General features: G+C 64.2%; 16 protein-coding genes and 2 tRNA genes. 11 read left to right on the top strand and 7 right to left on the bottom strand.

Annotated features, from left to right (window positions below; translation table 11 throughout):
- Window positions 1-104: 104 nt before the first annotated feature.
- On the bottom strand, window positions 105-1,319 hold the full coding sequence (locus tag DOM41_RS12195) for an aldose epimerase family protein (protein ID WP_245391831.1): 1,215 nt from the start codon (window positions 1,317-1,319) through the stop codon (window positions 105-107).
- A gap of 142 nt (window positions 1,320-1,461) precedes the next feature.
- On the opposite strand from DOM41_RS12195, the gene DOM41_RS12190 reads away from it, so the two are divergent.
- Entirely contained in the window at window positions 1,462-2,430 is a 969-nt protein-coding gene (locus DOM41_RS12190; protein ID WP_110687145.1) for a LysR substrate-binding domain-containing protein, read from the top strand.
- Between the two features lie 19 nt (window positions 2,431-2,449).
- Here DOM41_RS12190 and DOM41_RS12185 read toward each other — a convergent pair whose 3' ends face one another.
- The gene (locus tag DOM41_RS12185) at window positions 2,450-3,730 is read right to left on the bottom strand and encodes an NAD(P)/FAD-dependent oxidoreductase (protein WP_110687144.1); all 1,281 of its coding nucleotides are present in this window, start codon (window positions 3,728-3,730) and stop codon (window positions 2,450-2,452) included.
- A 119-nt stretch (window positions 3,731-3,849) separates the two neighbouring features.
- On the opposite strand from DOM41_RS12185, the gene DOM41_RS12180 reads away from it, so the two are divergent.
- Complete coding sequence (locus DOM41_RS12180; protein ID WP_157956932.1) at window positions 3,850-4,644, top strand: lipopolysaccharide kinase InaA family protein; 795 nt, start codon at window positions 3,850-3,852, stop codon at window positions 4,642-4,644.
- Here DOM41_RS12180 and DOM41_RS12175 read toward each other — a convergent pair.
- From DOM41_RS12175 to hemA, 5 genes are all read right to left on the bottom strand, one after another.
- Complete coding sequence (locus tag DOM41_RS12175) at window positions 4,608-5,363, bottom strand: HesA/MoeB/ThiF family protein (RefSeq protein ID WP_110687142.1); 756 nt, start codon at window positions 5,361-5,363, stop codon at window positions 4,608-4,610. The two genes, DOM41_RS12180 and DOM41_RS12175, sit on opposite strands and share 37 nt — an antisense overlap.
- 71 nt (window positions 5,364-5,434) lie before the next feature.
- A complete protein-coding gene (locus DOM41_RS12170; protein WP_110687141.1) occupies window positions 5,435-5,935 on the bottom strand; it encodes an Lrp/AsnC ligand binding domain-containing protein in 501 nt (166 codons plus the stop codon).
- 140 nt (window positions 5,936-6,075) lie between these two features.
- Window positions 6,076-6,927, bottom strand: a complete 852-nt coding sequence (gene prmC, locus DOM41_RS12165; RefSeq protein ID WP_110687619.1) for a peptide chain release factor N(5)-glutamine methyltransferase — start codon at window positions 6,925-6,927, stop codon at window positions 6,076-6,078.
- 13 nt (window positions 6,928-6,940) lie between these two features.
- Window positions 6,941-8,029 carry a peptide chain release factor 1 gene (gene prfA, locus DOM41_RS12160; RefSeq protein ID WP_110687140.1) on the bottom strand — a complete coding sequence of 363 codons (1,089 nt, stop codon included), beginning with the start codon at window positions 8,027-8,029 and terminating at the stop codon, window positions 6,941-6,943.
- Window positions 8,026-9,300: a glutamyl-tRNA reductase gene (gene hemA, locus DOM41_RS12155; RefSeq protein ID WP_110687139.1), complete on the bottom strand. Its 1,275-nt coding sequence runs from the start codon at window positions 9,298-9,300 to the stop codon at window positions 8,026-8,028. The genes prfA and hemA overlap by 4 nt, the downstream gene beginning before the upstream one ends.
- A 437-nt stretch (window positions 9,301-9,737) precedes the next feature.
- Here hemA and DOM41_RS12150 point away from each other — a divergent pair, with 437 nt between their 5' ends.
- The 9 genes from DOM41_RS12150 to DOM41_RS12110 all read left to right on the top strand — a co-directional run bounded on the left by DOM41_RS12150 (window position 9,738) and on the right by DOM41_RS12110 (window position 17,376).
- A complete protein-coding gene (locus DOM41_RS12150; protein ID WP_188112402.1) occupies window positions 9,738-11,507 on the top strand; it encodes a tetratricopeptide repeat protein in 1,770 nt (589 codons plus the stop codon).
- Window positions 11,488-12,153 (top strand): lipoprotein insertase outer membrane protein LolB, encoded by a 666-nt coding sequence (lolB, locus tag DOM41_RS12145; protein WP_110687618.1) that lies wholly within the window; start codon window positions 11,488-11,490, stop codon window positions 12,151-12,153. The genes DOM41_RS12150 and lolB overlap by 20 nt, the downstream gene beginning before the upstream one ends.
- Window positions 12,150-13,034, top strand: a complete 885-nt coding sequence (gene ispE / locus DOM41_RS12140; RefSeq protein ID WP_110687137.1) for a 4-(cytidine 5'-diphospho)-2-C-methyl-D-erythritol kinase — start codon at window positions 12,150-12,152, stop codon at window positions 13,032-13,034. Before lolB ends, ispE begins: the two co-directional genes overlap by 4 nt.
- Window positions 13,035-13,180: 146 nt before the next feature.
- A tRNA-Gln gene (locus DOM41_RS12135) sits at window positions 13,181-13,255 on the top strand.
- 278 nt (window positions 13,256-13,533) lie between these two features.
- Window positions 13,534-14,475 carry a ribose-phosphate pyrophosphokinase gene (locus DOM41_RS12130; RefSeq protein ID WP_188112401.1) on the top strand — a complete coding sequence of 314 codons (942 nt, stop codon included), beginning with the start codon at window positions 13,534-13,536 and terminating at the stop codon, window positions 14,473-14,475.
- Window positions 14,476-14,623: 148 nt separating this feature from the next.
- On the top strand, window positions 14,624-15,271 hold the full coding sequence (locus tag DOM41_RS12125) for a 50S ribosomal protein L25/general stress protein Ctc (protein WP_110687136.1): 648 nt from the start codon (window positions 14,624-14,626) through the stop codon (window positions 15,269-15,271).
- A gap of 36 nt (window positions 15,272-15,307) precedes the next feature.
- Window positions 15,308-15,895, top strand: a complete 588-nt coding sequence (pth, locus tag DOM41_RS12120) for an aminoacyl-tRNA hydrolase (protein WP_110687135.1) — start codon at window positions 15,308-15,310, stop codon at window positions 15,893-15,895.
- Window positions 15,896-16,115: 220 nt separating this feature from the next.
- A complete protein-coding gene (gene ychF / locus DOM41_RS12115; protein WP_110687134.1) occupies window positions 16,116-17,207 on the top strand; it encodes a redox-regulated ATPase YchF in 1,092 nt (363 codons plus the stop codon).
- Between the two features lie 92 nt (window positions 17,208-17,299).
- Window positions 17,300-17,376: transfer RNA gene (locus tag DOM41_RS12110), tRNA-Met, on the top strand.
- The last annotated feature ends 81 nt before the right edge of the window (window positions 17,377-17,457 follow it).

The raw sequence follows: 17,457 nt of genomic DNA, 5'->3' as shown, positions 1-17,457 counted from the left end.
CCAAAGTCTCGCTCGACTTTGGTCACGCCGGGCAGCCGGGTAAAAAAAAGACCGCCCGGATGGGCGGTCGGTGGGTCGGCGTCGGGCGGATGACGCCGGCATCGTCAGGGAAGCGCGTCCTCGGTCTTGAAGCGGTAGACCGTCTGGCTATGGTAAGTCTCGCCCGGCGCCAGCAGCGTGGAAGGAAAGTTCGGCTGATTCGGCGAGTCGGGAAAGTGCTGGGTTTCGAGGGCAAAACCGGAGCGCAGCACGTAGGGCTTGCCACTCTTGCCGACGAGTGTGCCGTCGAGGAAGTTGCCGGAATAGAACTGGATGCCCGGCTCCGTCGTATCGACTTCCAGTACGCGACCGCTCTGCGGCTCGACCACCCGGGCTGCAAGAGTCAGTGCATCCCGCGCGCTGGCGTTCTTGATCAGCACGTAGTTGTGATCGTAGCCCTTGCCATAGGCAAGCTGAGTATCGCTCTGGCCGAGTCGCTCGCCGATCGCGGTCGGGGTCTGAAAATCGAACGGCGTACCGGAGACGCTGGCGATCTTGCCGGTCGGGATCAGTGTTTCGTTGACGGGCGTGTAGGCACTGGCGTTGATCGTCAGTTGGTGGTCAAGAATGCTCGGATCACCTTCGCCCGCGAGGTTGAAGTAGCTATGCTGAGTCAGGTTGACCGGCGTGGTCTGGCTCGCTCGCGCCTGATAGTCGATCACCAGCGCATCTTCATCGGTCAGCGTGTAGGTCACTCGGGTCGCGAGCTCCCCGGGGAAGCCTTCCTCCCCATCGGCGCTGGTGTAGGACAGTACGACGCCGCGCCCCTCCGCGCTGGTGAATGGCTGCACTTGCCAGAGTTTCTGATTGAATCCTTCGTCGCCACCGTGGAGCGTATTCGGCCCGTCATTGGTCGCCAGCTCGTACGTCTGACCGTCGATTGCGAACTCACCGTTGGCAATACGGTTACCATATCGGCCGATCAGGGCACCAAAGTAGGGGTTGGCTTGACGATAGGTGGGTGAGAGATAATCGCCAAGCGAGTCGAAGCCGAGCACGATGTCGTCCATGTGGCCGTCGCGGTCCGGTGTCTCCAGCGACAAAATGATTCCACCGTAGTTGATGACCCGCATCTCGATGCCGTTGGCATTGGTGATCGTGTAGCACTCGACGTTACGGCCATCCGGAAGCGTGCCGAACCCCGAGCGCTCGATACCCGGAGGCAGCGTCGACGGCATGGCCGCCTGACTGCCACTGGGCGCGGCCGCGGCCTGGCTTGCGACGATTGCTGCCAGCGACAGCCCTACTCCCATCGACCAGGAAAAAGCGCGATGTGTCATGAAGGTCCCCTCGACCATTGAGACGATGAAGCCGAGTCGAGTGCCGGCTTCGGAATTTTCAACCTAGCCGCTGTACGGTGAGTTGGCTACGCCGAAACGCCGTTTCAAGGATCAACCAAAGTCGAACCGTCGAGGTGACCCGATGCGCTCTCGCTCCCCCCATCTGCTGTCGCCCGACTGGTTTCTCAGCGTCAGGCTCAAGTTTCGTCATTTGCAGCTATTCGTCGCACTCGACGAGTGCCGCAACCTGCACCGTGCCGCCGAGCGCCTCGGCATGAGCCAGCCGGCGGCGTCGAAACTGCTGGGTGATCTCGAGGCTCTCCTGGGGGTGGCGCTGTTCGATCGCCACTCCCGAGGTGTCACGCCCAACTGGTACGGCGAAAGCCTGATCCGACATGCTCATGGCATGCTGACGTCGCTGACCCAGGCGAGCGAGGAGATCAACGCGCTCAAGGAAGGCAATGCCGGTACCGTCTCCGTCGGCACGGTCATGGCACCCGCGGTGACCCTGCTGGCGACCGCCATTGAACGCGTCCACCGTGAAGCGCCCCATCTGCAGGTCAATATCGACGTCGACGTCAGTCGCCAGCTGGTGCCGCGACTGAGGGCCGGTGTCTACGACTTCGCCATCGCGCGTATTCCGACAGACATGCCGGCCAGCGAATTCGTCTTCGAGGAGATCGGCGAGGAAGCTCTCTGCGCGGTCTGTCGTGCCGATCACCCGCTGGCCGACACCCCGATCAGTGATCCCGAGGCGCTAGGCGGCTATCCCTGGGTCCTTCAACCCACCGGGTCGCTGATGCGTCAGCGCGTGGAGCATCTCTTTCTGCATTTCGACACCCCGCCGCCCGAACGGATCATCAATACCCCGGACATCTACATGGCGCTGGCGATGGTCGATCGTTCGGATGCGATCACCGTGACGACGCGGGAAGTCGCGGAGCTGCTCTGTCGTCAGCCGCGCTTTGCAATTCTCGCGCTGCCGGAGGCGCTCAGCGTGCAGCCCTACGGGCTGATCAGCCTGCGTGAGCGCCGCATGTCCCCCGGCGCGGCGAGATTGATGACCACCTTGCATCGCATGGTTCGCGAACGCCATATCGGTGCCGATTAGGCGGTGACACGCAACGACATCACCAACGGTCCCGCAGACGATAGAACGTTGTCGCCAGGGCAAGCAGCGGTACGCGAAGACGCTCCCCGCCGGGAAAGCGGCGATGCGGAATCGCCGCGATGTCGTCGAATCTCCCTGTGTTGCCGTCGATCGCCTCCGCCAGTAGCTGGCCCGCCAGCCCCGCAAGCGCCATGCCGTGCCCGGAGTAGCCGTGGGCGTAATAGAGCGTTTCGTCGAGGCGGCCGAAATCCGGCGCGCGATTGAGCGTGATCCCCACCTGCCCGCCCCAGCGATAGTCGATTCGCGTGCCAGCGAGCGCCGGAAACAGCGACACCATCTTGGCCTGCATGCGGCGGTCGAGTCCGCGCGGTTCGCGACCGCTATAGCTGACCTCGCCGCCGTACAGCAGACGGCGGTCGGCGGAGAGCCGGTAGTAATCGAGCACGAAATTGGCATCCGAGACCGCCGGATCGCTCGGCAATATGTCGGCTGCCAGCGCGTCGCCGAGTGGCTCCGTCGCGATGATGTAATTGCTGACCCGCATGATGCGACCGTCCAGCTGCGGTACCAGACCGTCGAGATAGGCGTTGCAGGCGACGAGGACGACGTCGCACCGCACGCATCCGCTGGCCGTCATGACCCGGGTGACATCACCGCGCTCGACCCGGATGACCGGAGAGCGGACGTAAAGCGTCGCGCCGGCACGCTGTGCCGCCCGCGCCAGGCCCAGGGTGTAATTGAGAGGGTGAAGATGACCACCGGCCGCATCGAATAACCCGCCACGATAGGCGTCAGTCCTGACATGGTCTCGCAGCGACTCGGGATCGAGCCAGCGCTCACCGGTATAGCCATAGACGCGCGCCATACGCTCGGCATGGGCGCGCATGGCATGGGCATGACGGGGCTTCACCGCCGCATGGACGTAGCCACGGCGCAGGTCGCAGGGAATGTCGTGGGTCGCGATTAGCCGCTGGGTGAGATCCACGGCCTCGCCGCTCATCGCCCAGAGGCGCCGCGCGGCGTCGAGTCCCACTACGCTCTCGATCGCCGGCATCTCCGTACCGAAGCCGGGCAGGATCTGCCCGCCACTTCGACCGGAGGCGCCATGTCCGATCTCGCCGGCCTCCAGCAACACGACACGATAGCCGCGCTCGGCCAGGTGCAGCGCCGCCGAACAGCCGGTCACGCCGCCCCCGATGATGCAGACGTCGGCCGTCCTCTCCCCCGCCAGCGGCGTCGTGGCGGATAACTCGACCTGTCGAGTGGCGTGGTAGTAGCTGTGCGGTGGCGAAACGCTCATGGCAAATCTTAAGCTCCGCTTAAATTGATGATATCGTCGCTCCTGGGCGAGCGCCATGAGAAGCCATTACGCGGCGGCTCCTCGGCCCACCTAATGACTGCCGGCTACCGAGACCTAACGTGCACCCGACCCTTTCTCCCGCCTACCGCCCTTACTTTGCGCACAATGACCTGACCGATTTCGACGCGCTATGGGCGCTGACACTCACGCCGGTCGACCTACCCAACCGCGAGCGTGGCGGTCACTCCGAAGTGGTGCGCTTGACGCTCGACGCGCCGGGCCTGCCAACTCGTACCTTTTTCTTGAAGCGACAGACCAATCACCTTGGGCGCAGCCTCCGTCGACCTCTCGGCGAGCCAACATTCTCGCGCGAAGTCCGCAATATCGAGACGTTTCATCGTTTGGATATTCCAGCGCTGACCGCTGCCTACCATGCCGAGCGTCGCCGCGACGGTAACTGGGAGGCGATTCTGGCAACGCCGGAACTGGAAGGCTACACCGATCTCGTCTCGCTGAATGCGCGGTGGGACACGCTTTCACAACCGATTCGCCAGTCGATCGTCGTCAGCTGTGCGGCACTCCTGCGCCGACTACACGCGAGACGCTGGCGCCATGGCAGCCTGTATGCCAAGCATGTGTTCCTGCGTCCCGACACGGCCGCCACACATGGCTTCGCCGCCTGTTTCATCGACCTGGAAAAGGCACGGCCACTGATCAATCCGCGCCACGAACGCCGCCGTGATGTCCAACGCTTCGCGCGTCGCCTGTCGCAGTGGCAAAGCGAGGAGTGGCATCTTTTCCTTGATGAATATCTTGGCGGCTCGGGCCACCGGCGTCGACGAGCGCGCTGGCAAACGGTTCTCGAACGGGAGTCTTTTCAGTCGGACACGGCCGCCCCACAAACCGCACAGTGAGGGTCTCGCGGCAGTTCGAAACGACGCCACTCGCCGCGAAGCCCATCGAAGGTGGAAAGTCCACGGTGCGGCGTCCCGGCGCCGCTCAGAAGCTTGAGGGCCTCCAGCGCCTGAAAACTCCCGATGACGCCCACCAGCGGTGACGCGACACCGCTTTCGGCGCAGGTCAGCGAGTCATCATCCCCTTCCTCGCCGTAGAGACAGGCGTAGCAAGGCGACGCCGCGACGCTGGGATCGAACACCGCGAGCTGTCCGGAGAAGCGGATGGCAGCCCCGCTGACCAGTGGCGTTGCCGTCTTGACGCAGGCGCGATTGATGGGGAAACGACTGGAGAAGCGGTCGGTGCAATCCAGTACGACATCCGCCGCCTCCACCGCTGCGAGTAGTGCCTCGCCGGCCAGACGGCTCGACAGCGCCTCGATGCGACACTCGCCGTTGAGCGCCAGCGCCGCCTCGCGCGCGGACTCGGCCTTGAAACGCCCGAGTGATGCCTCCGTGTGCGCAATCTGGCGCTGCAGATTGGAGTGCTCGACAACGTCGTCATCGGCGAGGGTCAGCCGCCCTACGCCCGAGGCGGCCAGATAGAGCGCCGCCGGCGAGCCGAGCCCGCCGGCACCCACGACGAGCGCATGAGAGTCGAGCAGGCGCGTCTGCCCCTCGATATCGATCTCCTCGAGCATGATGTGGCGGCTGTAGCGGAGCAGCTGATCGTCGTTCATGGCGTCTCATCGATGGCGTTGGATAAAGCGTGGATCGCACCACTGGTGGGCAGCGTGGCAAGCGAAGCGACTCAGCGTTCCTCGATCGTGTCCAGGTCGGGAATGGGCAGCGACAGGGCTTCCTTGACCTCCTCCATCACCACGTAGCTCTTCGACTCCTTGACGCCCGGCAGCGTCAGTACCACATCGCCCAGCAGCTGGCGATAGGCGGACATCTCGGGAATCCGGCACTTGAGGATATAGTCGAACTGCCCCGAGACGAGGTGACACTCCTGGATCTGCGGCAGTTCCGCCACGGCGCGGCGAAACTCGTCGAAGACCGCCGGGGACTGCGTACTCAGGCTAATCTCGACGAAGACCAGCAGGTTGGCCTTCAGTGCGTGGGGATCGAGCAGTGCGCGATAGCCGCGGATGACACCGGCGCGTTCGAGTCGTTTGACCCGCTCGAGACACGGCGTGGTCGACAGCCCCACCTGGGTGGCGAGATCGACGTAGGAGATCCGCGCGTTGTCCTGGAGACAGCGCAGGATATTGAGATCGATACGATCGAGAGAGCGCGATTTGGCTTTCATTGCTGTCATTGTTCCAGCCAGTGAATCGAGGAGTAACGACCCCGCCCGCGCAGCGCCGGCGGAGTCGGCGCATTAGTACTATCACAGCCTCGCGGCGGACACATCTGCAATACCCAAGGCCGGACAGCCAACGGGCATCGTCAGGCGCTGGCTGGCGTCGCGTCGTCACGCCATCTTGCGCCGGTGACGCGGTCGCGCCCCCCGAGATCCTCGAGTGTCGCGATCTCGTGATACCCATAATGCTCGAAGCGCCGACGAAGGTTCTCGCCCTGCTCGAAGCCATGCTCGAGCCAGAGCCAGCCGCCGGCGTTCAGGTACGAGCGGGCGCCGTCGATGATCGTGTCCAGCGCGGCGAAACCGCCGGCCTCAGCGACGAGGGCGCTTCGGGGTTCGAATCGTACATCCCCCCGTTCGAGGTGCGGATCGTCGTCGGCGATATAGGGCGGATTGGAGACGATGACGTCGAAACGTCGTCCGGCGACTGCCGAAAACCAGTCGCTGACGAGGATCTCGACATCGAGGCCGAGACGTTCGGCGTTGGCGGCTGCCAACGCCGCCGCCTCCGCCGAGAAATCGACGCCGCTGACCCGCCAGCCGGCACGCTCACTGGCGAATGCCAGGGCGATCGCGCCGGTGCCGGTGCCGAGATCGAGCAGCGCGCCCGTAGGCTGCGCCGCCGAGGCCAGCGCCGCCTCGACCAGCCGTTCGGTATCGGGACGCGGAATGAGAGTCGCTGCCGTCGTGTCCAGCATCAGGCCCCAGAACTCGCGGCGACCGACGAGATAGGCGACCGGCCACCCGGCCTGTCGCCGAGCCAGCAGTGCTTCGAATCGGCCCTCGGCGCCCGCCTCGAGATGGCGATCGCCCCAGGTGTAGAGCCAGGTGCGCCCGACGTCGAGCACGTGCATCAACAGAACCTCGGCGTCGAGACGCGGCGACGGACTCTCGCTCAGACGCGAGGCCGCGTGTCTCAGCGCCTCGTCGACGGTCATCGGCGACAGTGACTCAGGCATCGCCCTGCAGCGCCGCCAGCTGATCGGCCTGATACTCGTTAATCAGCGGAACCAGCACTTCGTCGAGATCGCCCGCCACCACTTCATTGAGCTTGTAGAGCGTCAGGTTGATGCGATGATCGGTGAGCCGTCCCTGGGGAAAGTTGTAGGTGCGGATGCGCTCACTACGGTCGCCGGAGCCGACCAGCGAGCGGCGGGTATCCGCCTGCTGCTGGCGCTGACTGTCTACCGCTGACTGCTTGAGTCGGGCGGCCAGCAGCGACATCGCCTTGGCACGGTTCTTGTGCTGGCTACGCTCCTCCTGACACTCCACCACCACCCCGGACGGCAGGTGGGTGATACGAATCGCGGAGTCCGTGGTGTTGACGTGCTGGCCGCCGGCACCGCTGGAGCGGAAGGTATCCACCCGCAGATCGTTGGTATTGATGTCGATATCACCGACCTGGCTTGCCTCCGGCATCACCGCAACGGTGCAGGCCGAGGTATGAATTCGCCCCTGGGATTCCGTCGCGGGCACGCGCTGGACCCGGTGTGCGCCGGATTCGAACTTGAGCATGGCGTAGACGCTGTCGCCCTTGACTCGAGCGATGACCTCCTTGTAACCGCCGTGCTCGCCGTGATTGGCGCTGACGATTTCCACGCCCCAGCCGCGGCGCTCGGCGTAACGGGAGTACATGCGAAAGAGATCGCCGGCAAACAGCGCCGCCTCGTCACCGCCGGTGCCCGCCCGAATCTCGAGAAACACGTTGCTGCCGTCGTCCGGGTCCTTGGGCACCAGCTGACGCTTGAGCTGCGCTTCGCGCTCTTCGAGCGCAGCGCGAGCCGCGAGCCACTCCTCTTCGGCGAGCTCGCGCATCTCCGGGTCGCTGTCGTGTCGCATCTGCTCGGCGGCCTCGATATCGCCCTCGGTGCGGCGATACTCAAGCCAGGACTCGACAACCGGCTCGAGCTCGGCATATTCGCGAGAGTAGTCGCGAAAACGGGGCTGATCGGCAATGGTATCGGGCTCGGAAAGTAGCGCGGACAGCTCCTCGAAGCGGTCGTGGAAGGCGTCCAGTCGTTCGCGCAGAGACGCTTTCATGCGGAATCCTGTGTCGTGGCGGAGGCGTCGATCAGCAAGCTGTCGGCCGCCTGGATAATGTCTTGTCGCGACTCGCCCGACGCCTCTCGAAGACGAAGGGTCGGGCCGTGCATGAGCTTGTTGGCGAGCTGATGCGAGAGCCGCTTGATGACCGTTTCGGGATCCTCGCCTCTCGCCAGCTGCGCGAGCGCCTGTGTCTCGGCGTCCTGGCGCAGTGACTCGCCATGCTGGCGATAGCGTCGGATCAGATCGCCAGCGCCGCGCACACGGCGCTCGTGCAGCCAGTGCTCGACGCCCTGCTCGATCAATGTCTCGGCCTGGCTGGCAGCCACTTCGCGATGGCGACGGTTCTCGGCGATCACCTGCTGCAGGTCGTCGACGCTGTAGAGGAAGACGTCATCGAGGTCACCCACTTCGGGCTCGATGTCGCGGGGCACGGCGATATCCACCATGAAGATGGGGCGATGCCGGCGCACTTTCAGCGCTCGCTCGACCATGCCCTTACCCAGGATCGGCAGGTCGCTTGCCGTCGACGCGATGACGATGTCCGCCTGCTCCAGTGCCTGCGGAATGCCGCCGAGCTCGATCGCCTTACCCCCGCAGTCGGCGGCGAGCGCCTCCGCGCGGGCCAGGGTTCGGTTCGCGACGGTGATTCCCAGGATCCCGGCTTCTCGCAAATGACGCGCCACGAGTTCCACCGTCTCTCCCGCACCGATCAGCAGGGCTCGCGCTCGGCCGAAATCATCGAAAATTCGACTGGCGAGACTCACTGCGGCATAGGCCACCGAGACCGGGTTCTCGCCAATCGACGTCTCGGTACGCACCTGTTTGGCGATCGAGAACGTTTGCTGGAACAGTCGCTCGAGCTCGCTGCCTAGACCGGCGTGTTCGCGAGCGAGCTGGTAGGCATCCTTCAACTGGCCAAGAATCTGCGGCTCGCCCAGTACCATCGAGTCGAGACCGGCGGCGACGCGCATCAGGTGCCGAGCGGCCTCGCCCTCATGATAGTGGTAGGCACTATTGAGCAGCTCGTGGGCTGCCATGCCGTGGAAGCTGCTCAGCCACTCCAGCAGCTGGCTCTCGCCGCCATCGGCTGTGACGCAGTAGAGCTCGGTGCGATTGCAGGTAGAGAGCACCGCCGCCTCATGCACGTCAGGCAGCGCGCGCAGCTGTCCTAGCGCCGCGGCATACTGCGACGGCGAAAAGGCAACTCGCTCGCGCATGTCCACCGCGGCGGTCTTGTGATTGATACCCAGAGCTAGCAGCGTCATGAAATCACGGTCAATAATCTTGCATGGGTCAAATCACCGAGGTCGGCACGTCGGAACGGACGATCACGATGACGGCACCTGGGCAATGAATGCCCGCTTGCCCATCGTCGAGCGGTTCGCCAGGGGCAGCCGCAACGCGGGGTCAGTGCTTACCGAGGCTCTACGCGGATTCGGCGGGAACGGATGACGGCACCATTCGAACTCGCGCCCCCCTCTCGCAACAGTTCACGCAGCGCGTCGCCGGCGGCTTAGCGAATCAGCCAGGCCGGCTTGGCCCCCGCAGCGGCGCCATTTTAGCACAACCCAAGAACCCTTAGCAGGCAATGCGTTACCCCTCGTTTGTAACCTCTGCGCGCGCAGGGCGTCGCCGGCTCCATCCGATTGACCCCCGGCATTCACGGGGTATGCTTGAGCCACCGATCGACCCCGAGGACGGCATGGCCAAACGTCTGCTCTACGCCGCCGGCTGCGCGGCGCTTCTGACCGGCTGCCAAGGCATGTCGGCCGATTCCACCGCGCCCCCCCATCCCGACCCGATGCGTAACGCACCGCCGATCACTCGCGGCTTCGACGCCCAGGGGCTGTCAGACGTCATGCTCGCGGAGATGGCGGGGCAGCGCGGCGATTTTCGACGCGCCGCGCTCGGATACCAAGGCGCCGCCAGGCGCTACCGCTCAGCGGCGCTGGCCGAGCGTGCGACGCTCGCGGCTCGCTATACCGAAGATACCGACCTGCTCTCCAGCACCGCCGACCTGTGGCAGACACTGGCACCTGAAGACGACGCCCCGGAAGCGTTGCTGTCGGGTATTGCCATTGATCGCGGGGAGTGGGCGCTGGCGCTTCGCCATCGCCTCGAACTATCGCGCCAGGGGGGCGACGGCCAGCTACTGGCGCTGGTCGACCTCGCCCTCGAGTCTGGAGTCGCGCTTGGCGAACTCGTCCCGCCGCTTCGTGCCTACGCCGACGCCCATCCGGCCGACTTGGACCCGGGGCTGGCGATGGCAAGACTCGAAGCGGTCGGCGGTGACCCGACGGCAGCGCTGGCGCGTATCGATCGCCTCTCGGCCATGACCCTCGCCACCGCCGAGCTCTGGCTCGTGCAGTCGCAGATCGCCCTCGAAGCCGGCAATACCGGCCTCGCCGAATCCGCGGCGAGGCGCGGGCTTGCACTCGCGCCCGGCGATAGCCGCTTTTTCCTGGCCCTGGCGCAGAGCGCGATCTCACGGGGAGACATCCCCGCCGCGGAGGGCCAGATCGACCGGTTGCTCCAGCGCTACCCCGACAATCCGACGCTACGCCTCGCGCTTGCCAGGCTCTATCTCCAGTTCGACGCCCCGGCGCCGGCTCAGCGACTCCTGCTCCCCCTGCTGGATCGCGACAACACCCCGCCCGGCGCGTATCTCCTGCTGGCGAGCATCGCCGAGCAACGAGGCGAAACCGACAACGCGCTGCTCTATTACCGTCAAGTGCCGCCCGGCCCCGGATTCAACGAATCCCGCGCCCTGGCGATCCGAATGCTGGCGCGTGACGCGCGCTACGCGGCACTTCAGGAATTCGTCCGCGTGGAATCGCTTCGCCATGCGCGTCACCGCACGACGCTGACGCAACTGGGTATCGAGGCGCTGGACAGCGCAGGCCAGATGGCCGCGGCGGATGCGTTGCTCAGCGATGCGCTCACCCAGGCCCCCGATGACAACGATCTACTTTATACCCGGGCCATGCGTGACTACGCCCAGGGCAATCTGGCGCGAATGCTCGAAACGCTCGAAACGCTGGTCGATCGCGACCCGAACGACGCCGCTGCCCTCAATGCGCTCGGCTATACATTGGCAACGGAAACCGATCGGCTGGACGAAGCGCTCTCGCTCGTCGAGCGCGCCGCCGCCATCGAACCCGACAGCCCGGCGATTCTGGATAGTCTGGGCTGGATTCACTTCAAGCTCGGCGACTCGCAGCTCGCGCTTGACTACCTGCAGCGAGCCTACGCGGCGGTACCCGATCAGGAGATTGCCGCCCACTACGCCGAAACGCTGCTGACACTCGGCCAGACCGAGAAAGCGAAACGCGTGGTGAACGCGGCGCTGTCGAGCAGCGAGACGCACCCGGACATCGACGACTTGCTCCGTCGCCACCCCGAGCTTGGCCTCACTACTTCTTCTTCGATTTCGACAGGACGTACCCATGCCGATGCTGCCAACGGCCAGTGATTCCCCGCGTTGCAAGCCACAATCTGGCCTTCGCGGCTGGCGTCCACTCGGTGCGCTTTTCGTCGCGCTCTGGCTTGCCGGCTGTGCCGGCCAGGCGCCGATGCCGGAGACTCCTCGTCAGGGTGATGACTGGGCGCGACAGCAGGACGATCTCACCGCCCTCGACACCTGGCAGATCGCCGGTAAGGTCGGCCTGCGAACGCCGCAGGACAGCACCAGCGCCAACCTCGACTGGCGACAGACGCCACAGCACTATCGCATGCTGATCAGCGGGCCGTTCGGCGCCGGCCGCAGCGTGCTCGAAGGCCGTGCGGGCGCGGTCAGGTTGACCACCGGTGACGGCACCTTCGAAGCGGCCTCCCCGGAGGCGCTGATGCAACAGCAGCTGGGCTGGTCGCTACCGATCTCCGCGCTCGACTACTGGGTGCGCGGCCTGCCGGCGCCGGGTAGCGTCTTCGAGACGACGCCTGACACCTTCGGCTTTCCCAAGACGCTTCAACAAGCGGGCTGGCGCATTGAATATCGTGACTGGACCTACGCCGGTGAGCTCTGGCTGCCGCGACGCCTGGTCATGACTTACAACGAGGTTCGCGCCACCTTAGTCGTCAACGAATGGCGTCCTGGCACTGCCGGTGAGACACCATGACCCCCGGCAAGGAACCTAGCGCCGGAGCAACCCCGCTATCCCTGCCTGCGCCCGCGAAACTCAACCGACTATTGCGGATCACCGGACGCCGCGACGATGGCTATCACGATCTCCAGACGCTGTTTCAACTGCTCGACCTCGCGGACACGCTTCATTTCTCCCCGCGTGAGGATGGCAGGATAGCGCTGTCATCCGCGCTGGAAGACGTGGCACATGACGACAACCTCGTGGTCAAAGCCGCCCGGCGCCTGCAGGCAGCAAGCGGAACCCGCGCGGGGGCCAATATCGTTCTCGACAAGCGACTCCCCATGGGGGGCGGACTGGGCGGCGGCAGCTCCAACGCCGCGACGACACTGCTCGGTCTCGACCGACTCTGGGGGCTGGCGCTCGGCATCGATCGACTCGCCGAGCTGGGCCTCGAACTCGGCGCGGACGTGCCGGTCTTCGTCCGCGGCCACAGCGCATGGGCAGAGGGCGTAGGTGAGCGCCTCAGCCCGGTCCAACTCGAGGAAACCCCGTTCGTCATCGTGCATCCGGGCGTGAGCGTTTCCACCGCCGCCGTCTTCAACCACCCCGGTTTGACACGTCATAGCCTCGCCATTAGTATGCGCCACGCACTCACCGGGGCCACCCCCGACACGGTGTGGCGCAACGATTGCGAAAGCAGCGTTCGCGCGCTCTATCCCGAAGTTGACCGTGCCATCGTCTGGCTCTCCCAGTACGGTCCGGCCATGCTCACCGGGACAGGCGCCTGCGTCTTCTGCCCGCTCGACGATGCCCTGGCCGACGAGGCGCTTCGCAACGCACCGAGTGAGTGGCAGGTCTTCAAGGCTCGCGGCTGCAATCGCTCACCGCTGCATCGCACCTTGAGACTCGATTGAGGCTGCACGCGAGACGCCATCGCAACGAGAGAGATGAATGCACCATCGTCATTTCCTCTTAGCCGACAGCGACTCGAGACTGGTTTTACGTGCACGTCTGGTCAACGGTCAGCGCCTTTGCGCATAATGTGCGCTACCGACATTGCTGGGGTATAGCCAAGTGGTAAGGCACCGGTTTCTGGTATCGGCATTCCCAGGTTCGAATCCTGGTACCCCAGCCATCTCTTCGCTCTTCAAAAGCCTGCATACGGAAACCGGGACGCGATGGCCCTTCAGTCCACACGACTTCCCTACCGGCGCCGCCATGGCTTCTTCCGCCGCTTCGACGTTCGACTCTCCTCGGATCGCGAGACTCGCGGAGGTGATACGTGCGTTCGCACCGGCTCGGCAATCGGTCATGCGCCCTCGCCGCGCCCCCCGAGTTCCCTCTGCAGACTCGCTCGCTTCAACGCAAATCGACTCCCTACCGACCCTCTCAAGCTCTTAAAGGTGGCTGCGCGTGTCTAAATTGATGGTTTTCACCGGTAACGCCAACGTCGCACTCGCGTCAAAAGTGGCCGAGAGTCTCGACAACCGGCTCGGCCATGCCACGGTCGGTCAGTTCAGCGATGGCGAGATCGCCGTCGAGATCAACGAAAACGTGCGCGGCAAGGATGTCTTCATCCTGCAGTCGACCTGCGCGCCGACCAACGACAACCTGATGGAATTGATCCTGATGGTCGACGCGCTTCGCCGCGCCTCGGCCACGCGAATCACCGCCGTGGTGCCGTACTTTGGCTACGCGCGCCAGGATCGCCGGGTTCGCTCCGCTCGCGTGCCGATCTCGGCCAAGGTCGTCGCCGACATGATGGTCAAGGCCGGCGTCGATCGCGTTATGACAATGGATCTGCACGCCGATCAGATCCAGGGCTTCTTCGACGTGCCGGTGGACAACGTCTACGGCTCGCCGATCCTGCTCGACGACATCGAGCGTCAGAACTACGACAATCTTGTCGTCGTCTCACCGGATGTCGGCGGTGTGGTTCGCGCCCGCGCGATCGCCAAGCAGCTCAATGTTGACCTGGCGATCATCGACAAGCGCCGGCCTCAGGCCAACCAGGCGCAGGTGATGCACATCATCGGCGACATCCAGGATCGTACCTGTGTGGTGGTCGACGACATGGTCGACACCGCCGGCACGCTCTGCAAGGCGGCCGAAGCCCTCAAGGATCACGGTGCGCGTCGCGTCGTCGCCTACGCCACTCACCCCATCCTTTCAGGGCCGGCGGTCGACAATATTAGTGGCTCGGTGCTTGACGAACTCGTGGTTGCCGATACCATACCGCTCTCCGAAGCTGCGCGTCGCAGCGGTCAGATCCGTCAATTGACGGTCGCCGGCCTCATCGCCGAAGCCATTCGCCGCGTCAGCAACGAAGAATCCGTCAGCGCGATGTTCCACTGAAACGCGGGCGCCCAAGGCACCCCGTTATCGTGGTTACACCGCGCGGATAGCCGAGCGACTGCCGTGAAGGCAGTCGCACTCAGGAGACGGCACGGCCTGGTCGCGGGCCGTGCCGCTCTCCTTTCTTGACCAATAGAGGTGACAATCGATGTCCCATTACACACTGACTGCCAACGTTCGTACGGAGCTGGGGAAAGGTGCGAGCCGCCGCCTGCGCCGCAAGAACGAACAGGTCGCCGCCATCATCTACGGTGGTGAAGCCGAGCCGCTGCCGATCACTATCGACAAGCCGGCCTTCTACAAGGCCATCGAAGACGAGGCGTTCTTCTCCTCGATCGTCGATATCGAAGTCGACGGCAAGAGCCAGCAGGTCATCATCCGTGATCTGCAACGCCACCCGTACAAGGCGCTGATCACTCACGCCGACTTCATGCGTGTCGATGCGACTCACGAAATCACCATCAACGTTCCGCTCCACTTCCTCAACGAGGAAGAGTGCAAGGGCGTCAAGGATGAAGGCGGCGTGTTGCACGTGCTCAGCAACGACGTTCAGGTCAGCTGCCTGCCGTCGAAGCTTCCTGAGTACCTGGAAGTCGACGTCGCTGAGCTGGGTCTCGGCGAGACCATTCACCTTTCCGACATCAAGCTGCCGGAAGGCCTGTCACTGGTCGAACTCTCCCACGGCGAAGAGCACGACGCTGGCGTCGTCAGCGTGACGCATCCGACCGTCGTGCGTGATGACGAGCTGGCGGGTGAAGGCGTCGACGAAGACGGCGAGCCGAAAGACGAGGCCTAAGCGCCTCGACGACGCGATCAGGACAGGCAAGTCGGTATGAGTGAAGTCAAAGCGGTCATCGGCCTCGGCAACCCGGGGTCGGAGTTCCATGAGACACGTCATAACGCCGGTGCTTGGCTGGTCGAACGTCTTGCCCGGGACGCAGCGACATCGCTGCGTCCCGAGCGCAAGTTTCAGGGGCTTTACGCCAAGATCACGCTCGGTGGACGCGATCTGCACCTGCTCAATCCCACCACCTTCATGAATCGCAGCGGTGCCTCCACGGCTGCACTGTGTCAGTTCTTCAAGATCGCCCCGCAAGAGCTGCTCGTCGCCCACGACGAACTCGATATCGACCCGGGACTCGCTCGCTACAAGACCGGCGGCGGCCACGGTGGCCACAACGGTTTGCGCGATATCGTCAGCGCTCTGGGTAACGTCAAGGATTTTCACCGCCTACGTATCGGCATCGGCCATCCCGGCACGGCCAAGCTCGTCACGAACTACGTACTGGGCCGCCCCGGCAAGGCCGAGCGCCAGGCGATCGACGACGCTATCGATGAAATCACCATGACGCTTCCCGACGCGCTCACGGGTGACTGGGCCAAGGCGATGAATCGCCTCCACAGCTTCAAACCGAGCTGACGCCCCCCCCCACCCTCTGGATTGACGACTCGCAGCCTACGCATGAGTCAGCGACTCGCTCTGCGGACGGCGAAGCGTCCTGGCGCTACCTGTCGCGCTCCGAGGCCTGCGCGCGCCAAGAGTATGGCCCAGGCCGGCGAGGTCCCGTAGAATGCGCGCCATTCGCACTTTCACCGTGCCCTAACGCACGGCTTCCAGAACTAGCCTTCAGGAACGCACCATGGGTTTCAATTGCGGCATCGTCGGCCTGCCCAACGTGGGCAAATCGACTCTCTTCAACGCGCTGACGCGCTCCGGCATCGACGCCGAGAACTTTCCCTTCTGCACCATCGAGCCGAATACGGGCATCGTGCCGATGCCCGATCCCCGTCTCGACCGCCTCAGCGAGATCGTCAAGCCGCAGAAGGTGCTGCCGAACACGATGGAGTTCGTCGATATCGCCGGGCTGGTCGAAGGCGCTTCCAAGGGCGAAGGGTTGGGCAACCAGTTTCTGGCCAACATTCGTGAGACCGACGCCATCGCCCATGTAGTGCGCTGTTTCGACGACGACAACGTGATTCACGTCTCCAACCAGGTCGACCCGCGTGCCGACATCGAGACGATCAATCTGGAGCTGGCACTGGCCGATCTCGACGCCGTCGAGCGCGGCATCCAGCGTCTGGCACGTGCGGTCAAGGGCGGTGATAAAGAGGCAGTGGCCACCAAGGCAATACTCGACCGCATCCAGCCGCACCTGGCAGAGGGCAAGCCGCTGCGCAGCCTTTCCCTGGATGCCGACGAACAGCGCCAGGTCCGCAGCTACGGCTTTCTGACGCTGAAGCCGACCATGTACATCGCCAACGTCACCGAGGACGGCTTCGAGAACAATCCGCACCTGGATATCGTTCGCGAAATCGCCGCCGAGGAGAATGCGGTGGTCGTGCCCGTCTGCAACAAACTCGAGGCGGAAATTTCAGAACTCGAGGACGAGGAGCGCGCCATGTTCCTCGATGAGATGGGGATGGACGAACCCGGGCTCGACCGCGTGATTCGCGCCGGTTTCGGTCTGCTGGGCCTGCAGACCTACTTCACCGCTGGTGTGAAGGAAGTCCGCGCCTGGACCGTGAAGATCGGCGCTACCGCCCCGCAGGCGGCCGGCGCGATCCACACCGACTTCGAGAAGGGCTTCATTCGCGCCGAAGTGGTGAGCTATGACGATTTCGTCGCGCTCGGCGGTGATAACGGCGCCAAGGAAGCCGGCAAATGGCGTCTCGAGGGCAAGACATACGTCGTCCAGGATGGCGACGTGATGCACTTCCGCTTCAACGTCTAAAGCGGGCGGCGAAAATTCCAGAAATTCGTTGACGCATCATCGAGTTATGGTAATATTCGCCCCCGTTGTCACGCAAGATGCGAGACAACATTGGCTACGTAGCTCAGCTGGTTAGAGCACATCACTCATAATGATGGGGTCCCCTGTTCGAATCAGGGCGTAGCCACCAGACAGCATCGAAAAAGCCCACCTTACGGTGGGCTTTTTTGTGGGCGTGTGTCGCGTTGCGCTCTGACCCGCCCGGCCCAGG

Origin of the sequence: Salinicola aestuarinus (assembly GCF_003206645.1) — a bacterium.
Lineage (GTDB): Bacteria > Pseudomonadota > Gammaproteobacteria > Pseudomonadales > Halomonadaceae > Salinicola > Salinicola aestuarinus.
This window is presented reverse-complemented; position numbering and strand designations above follow the sequence as displayed.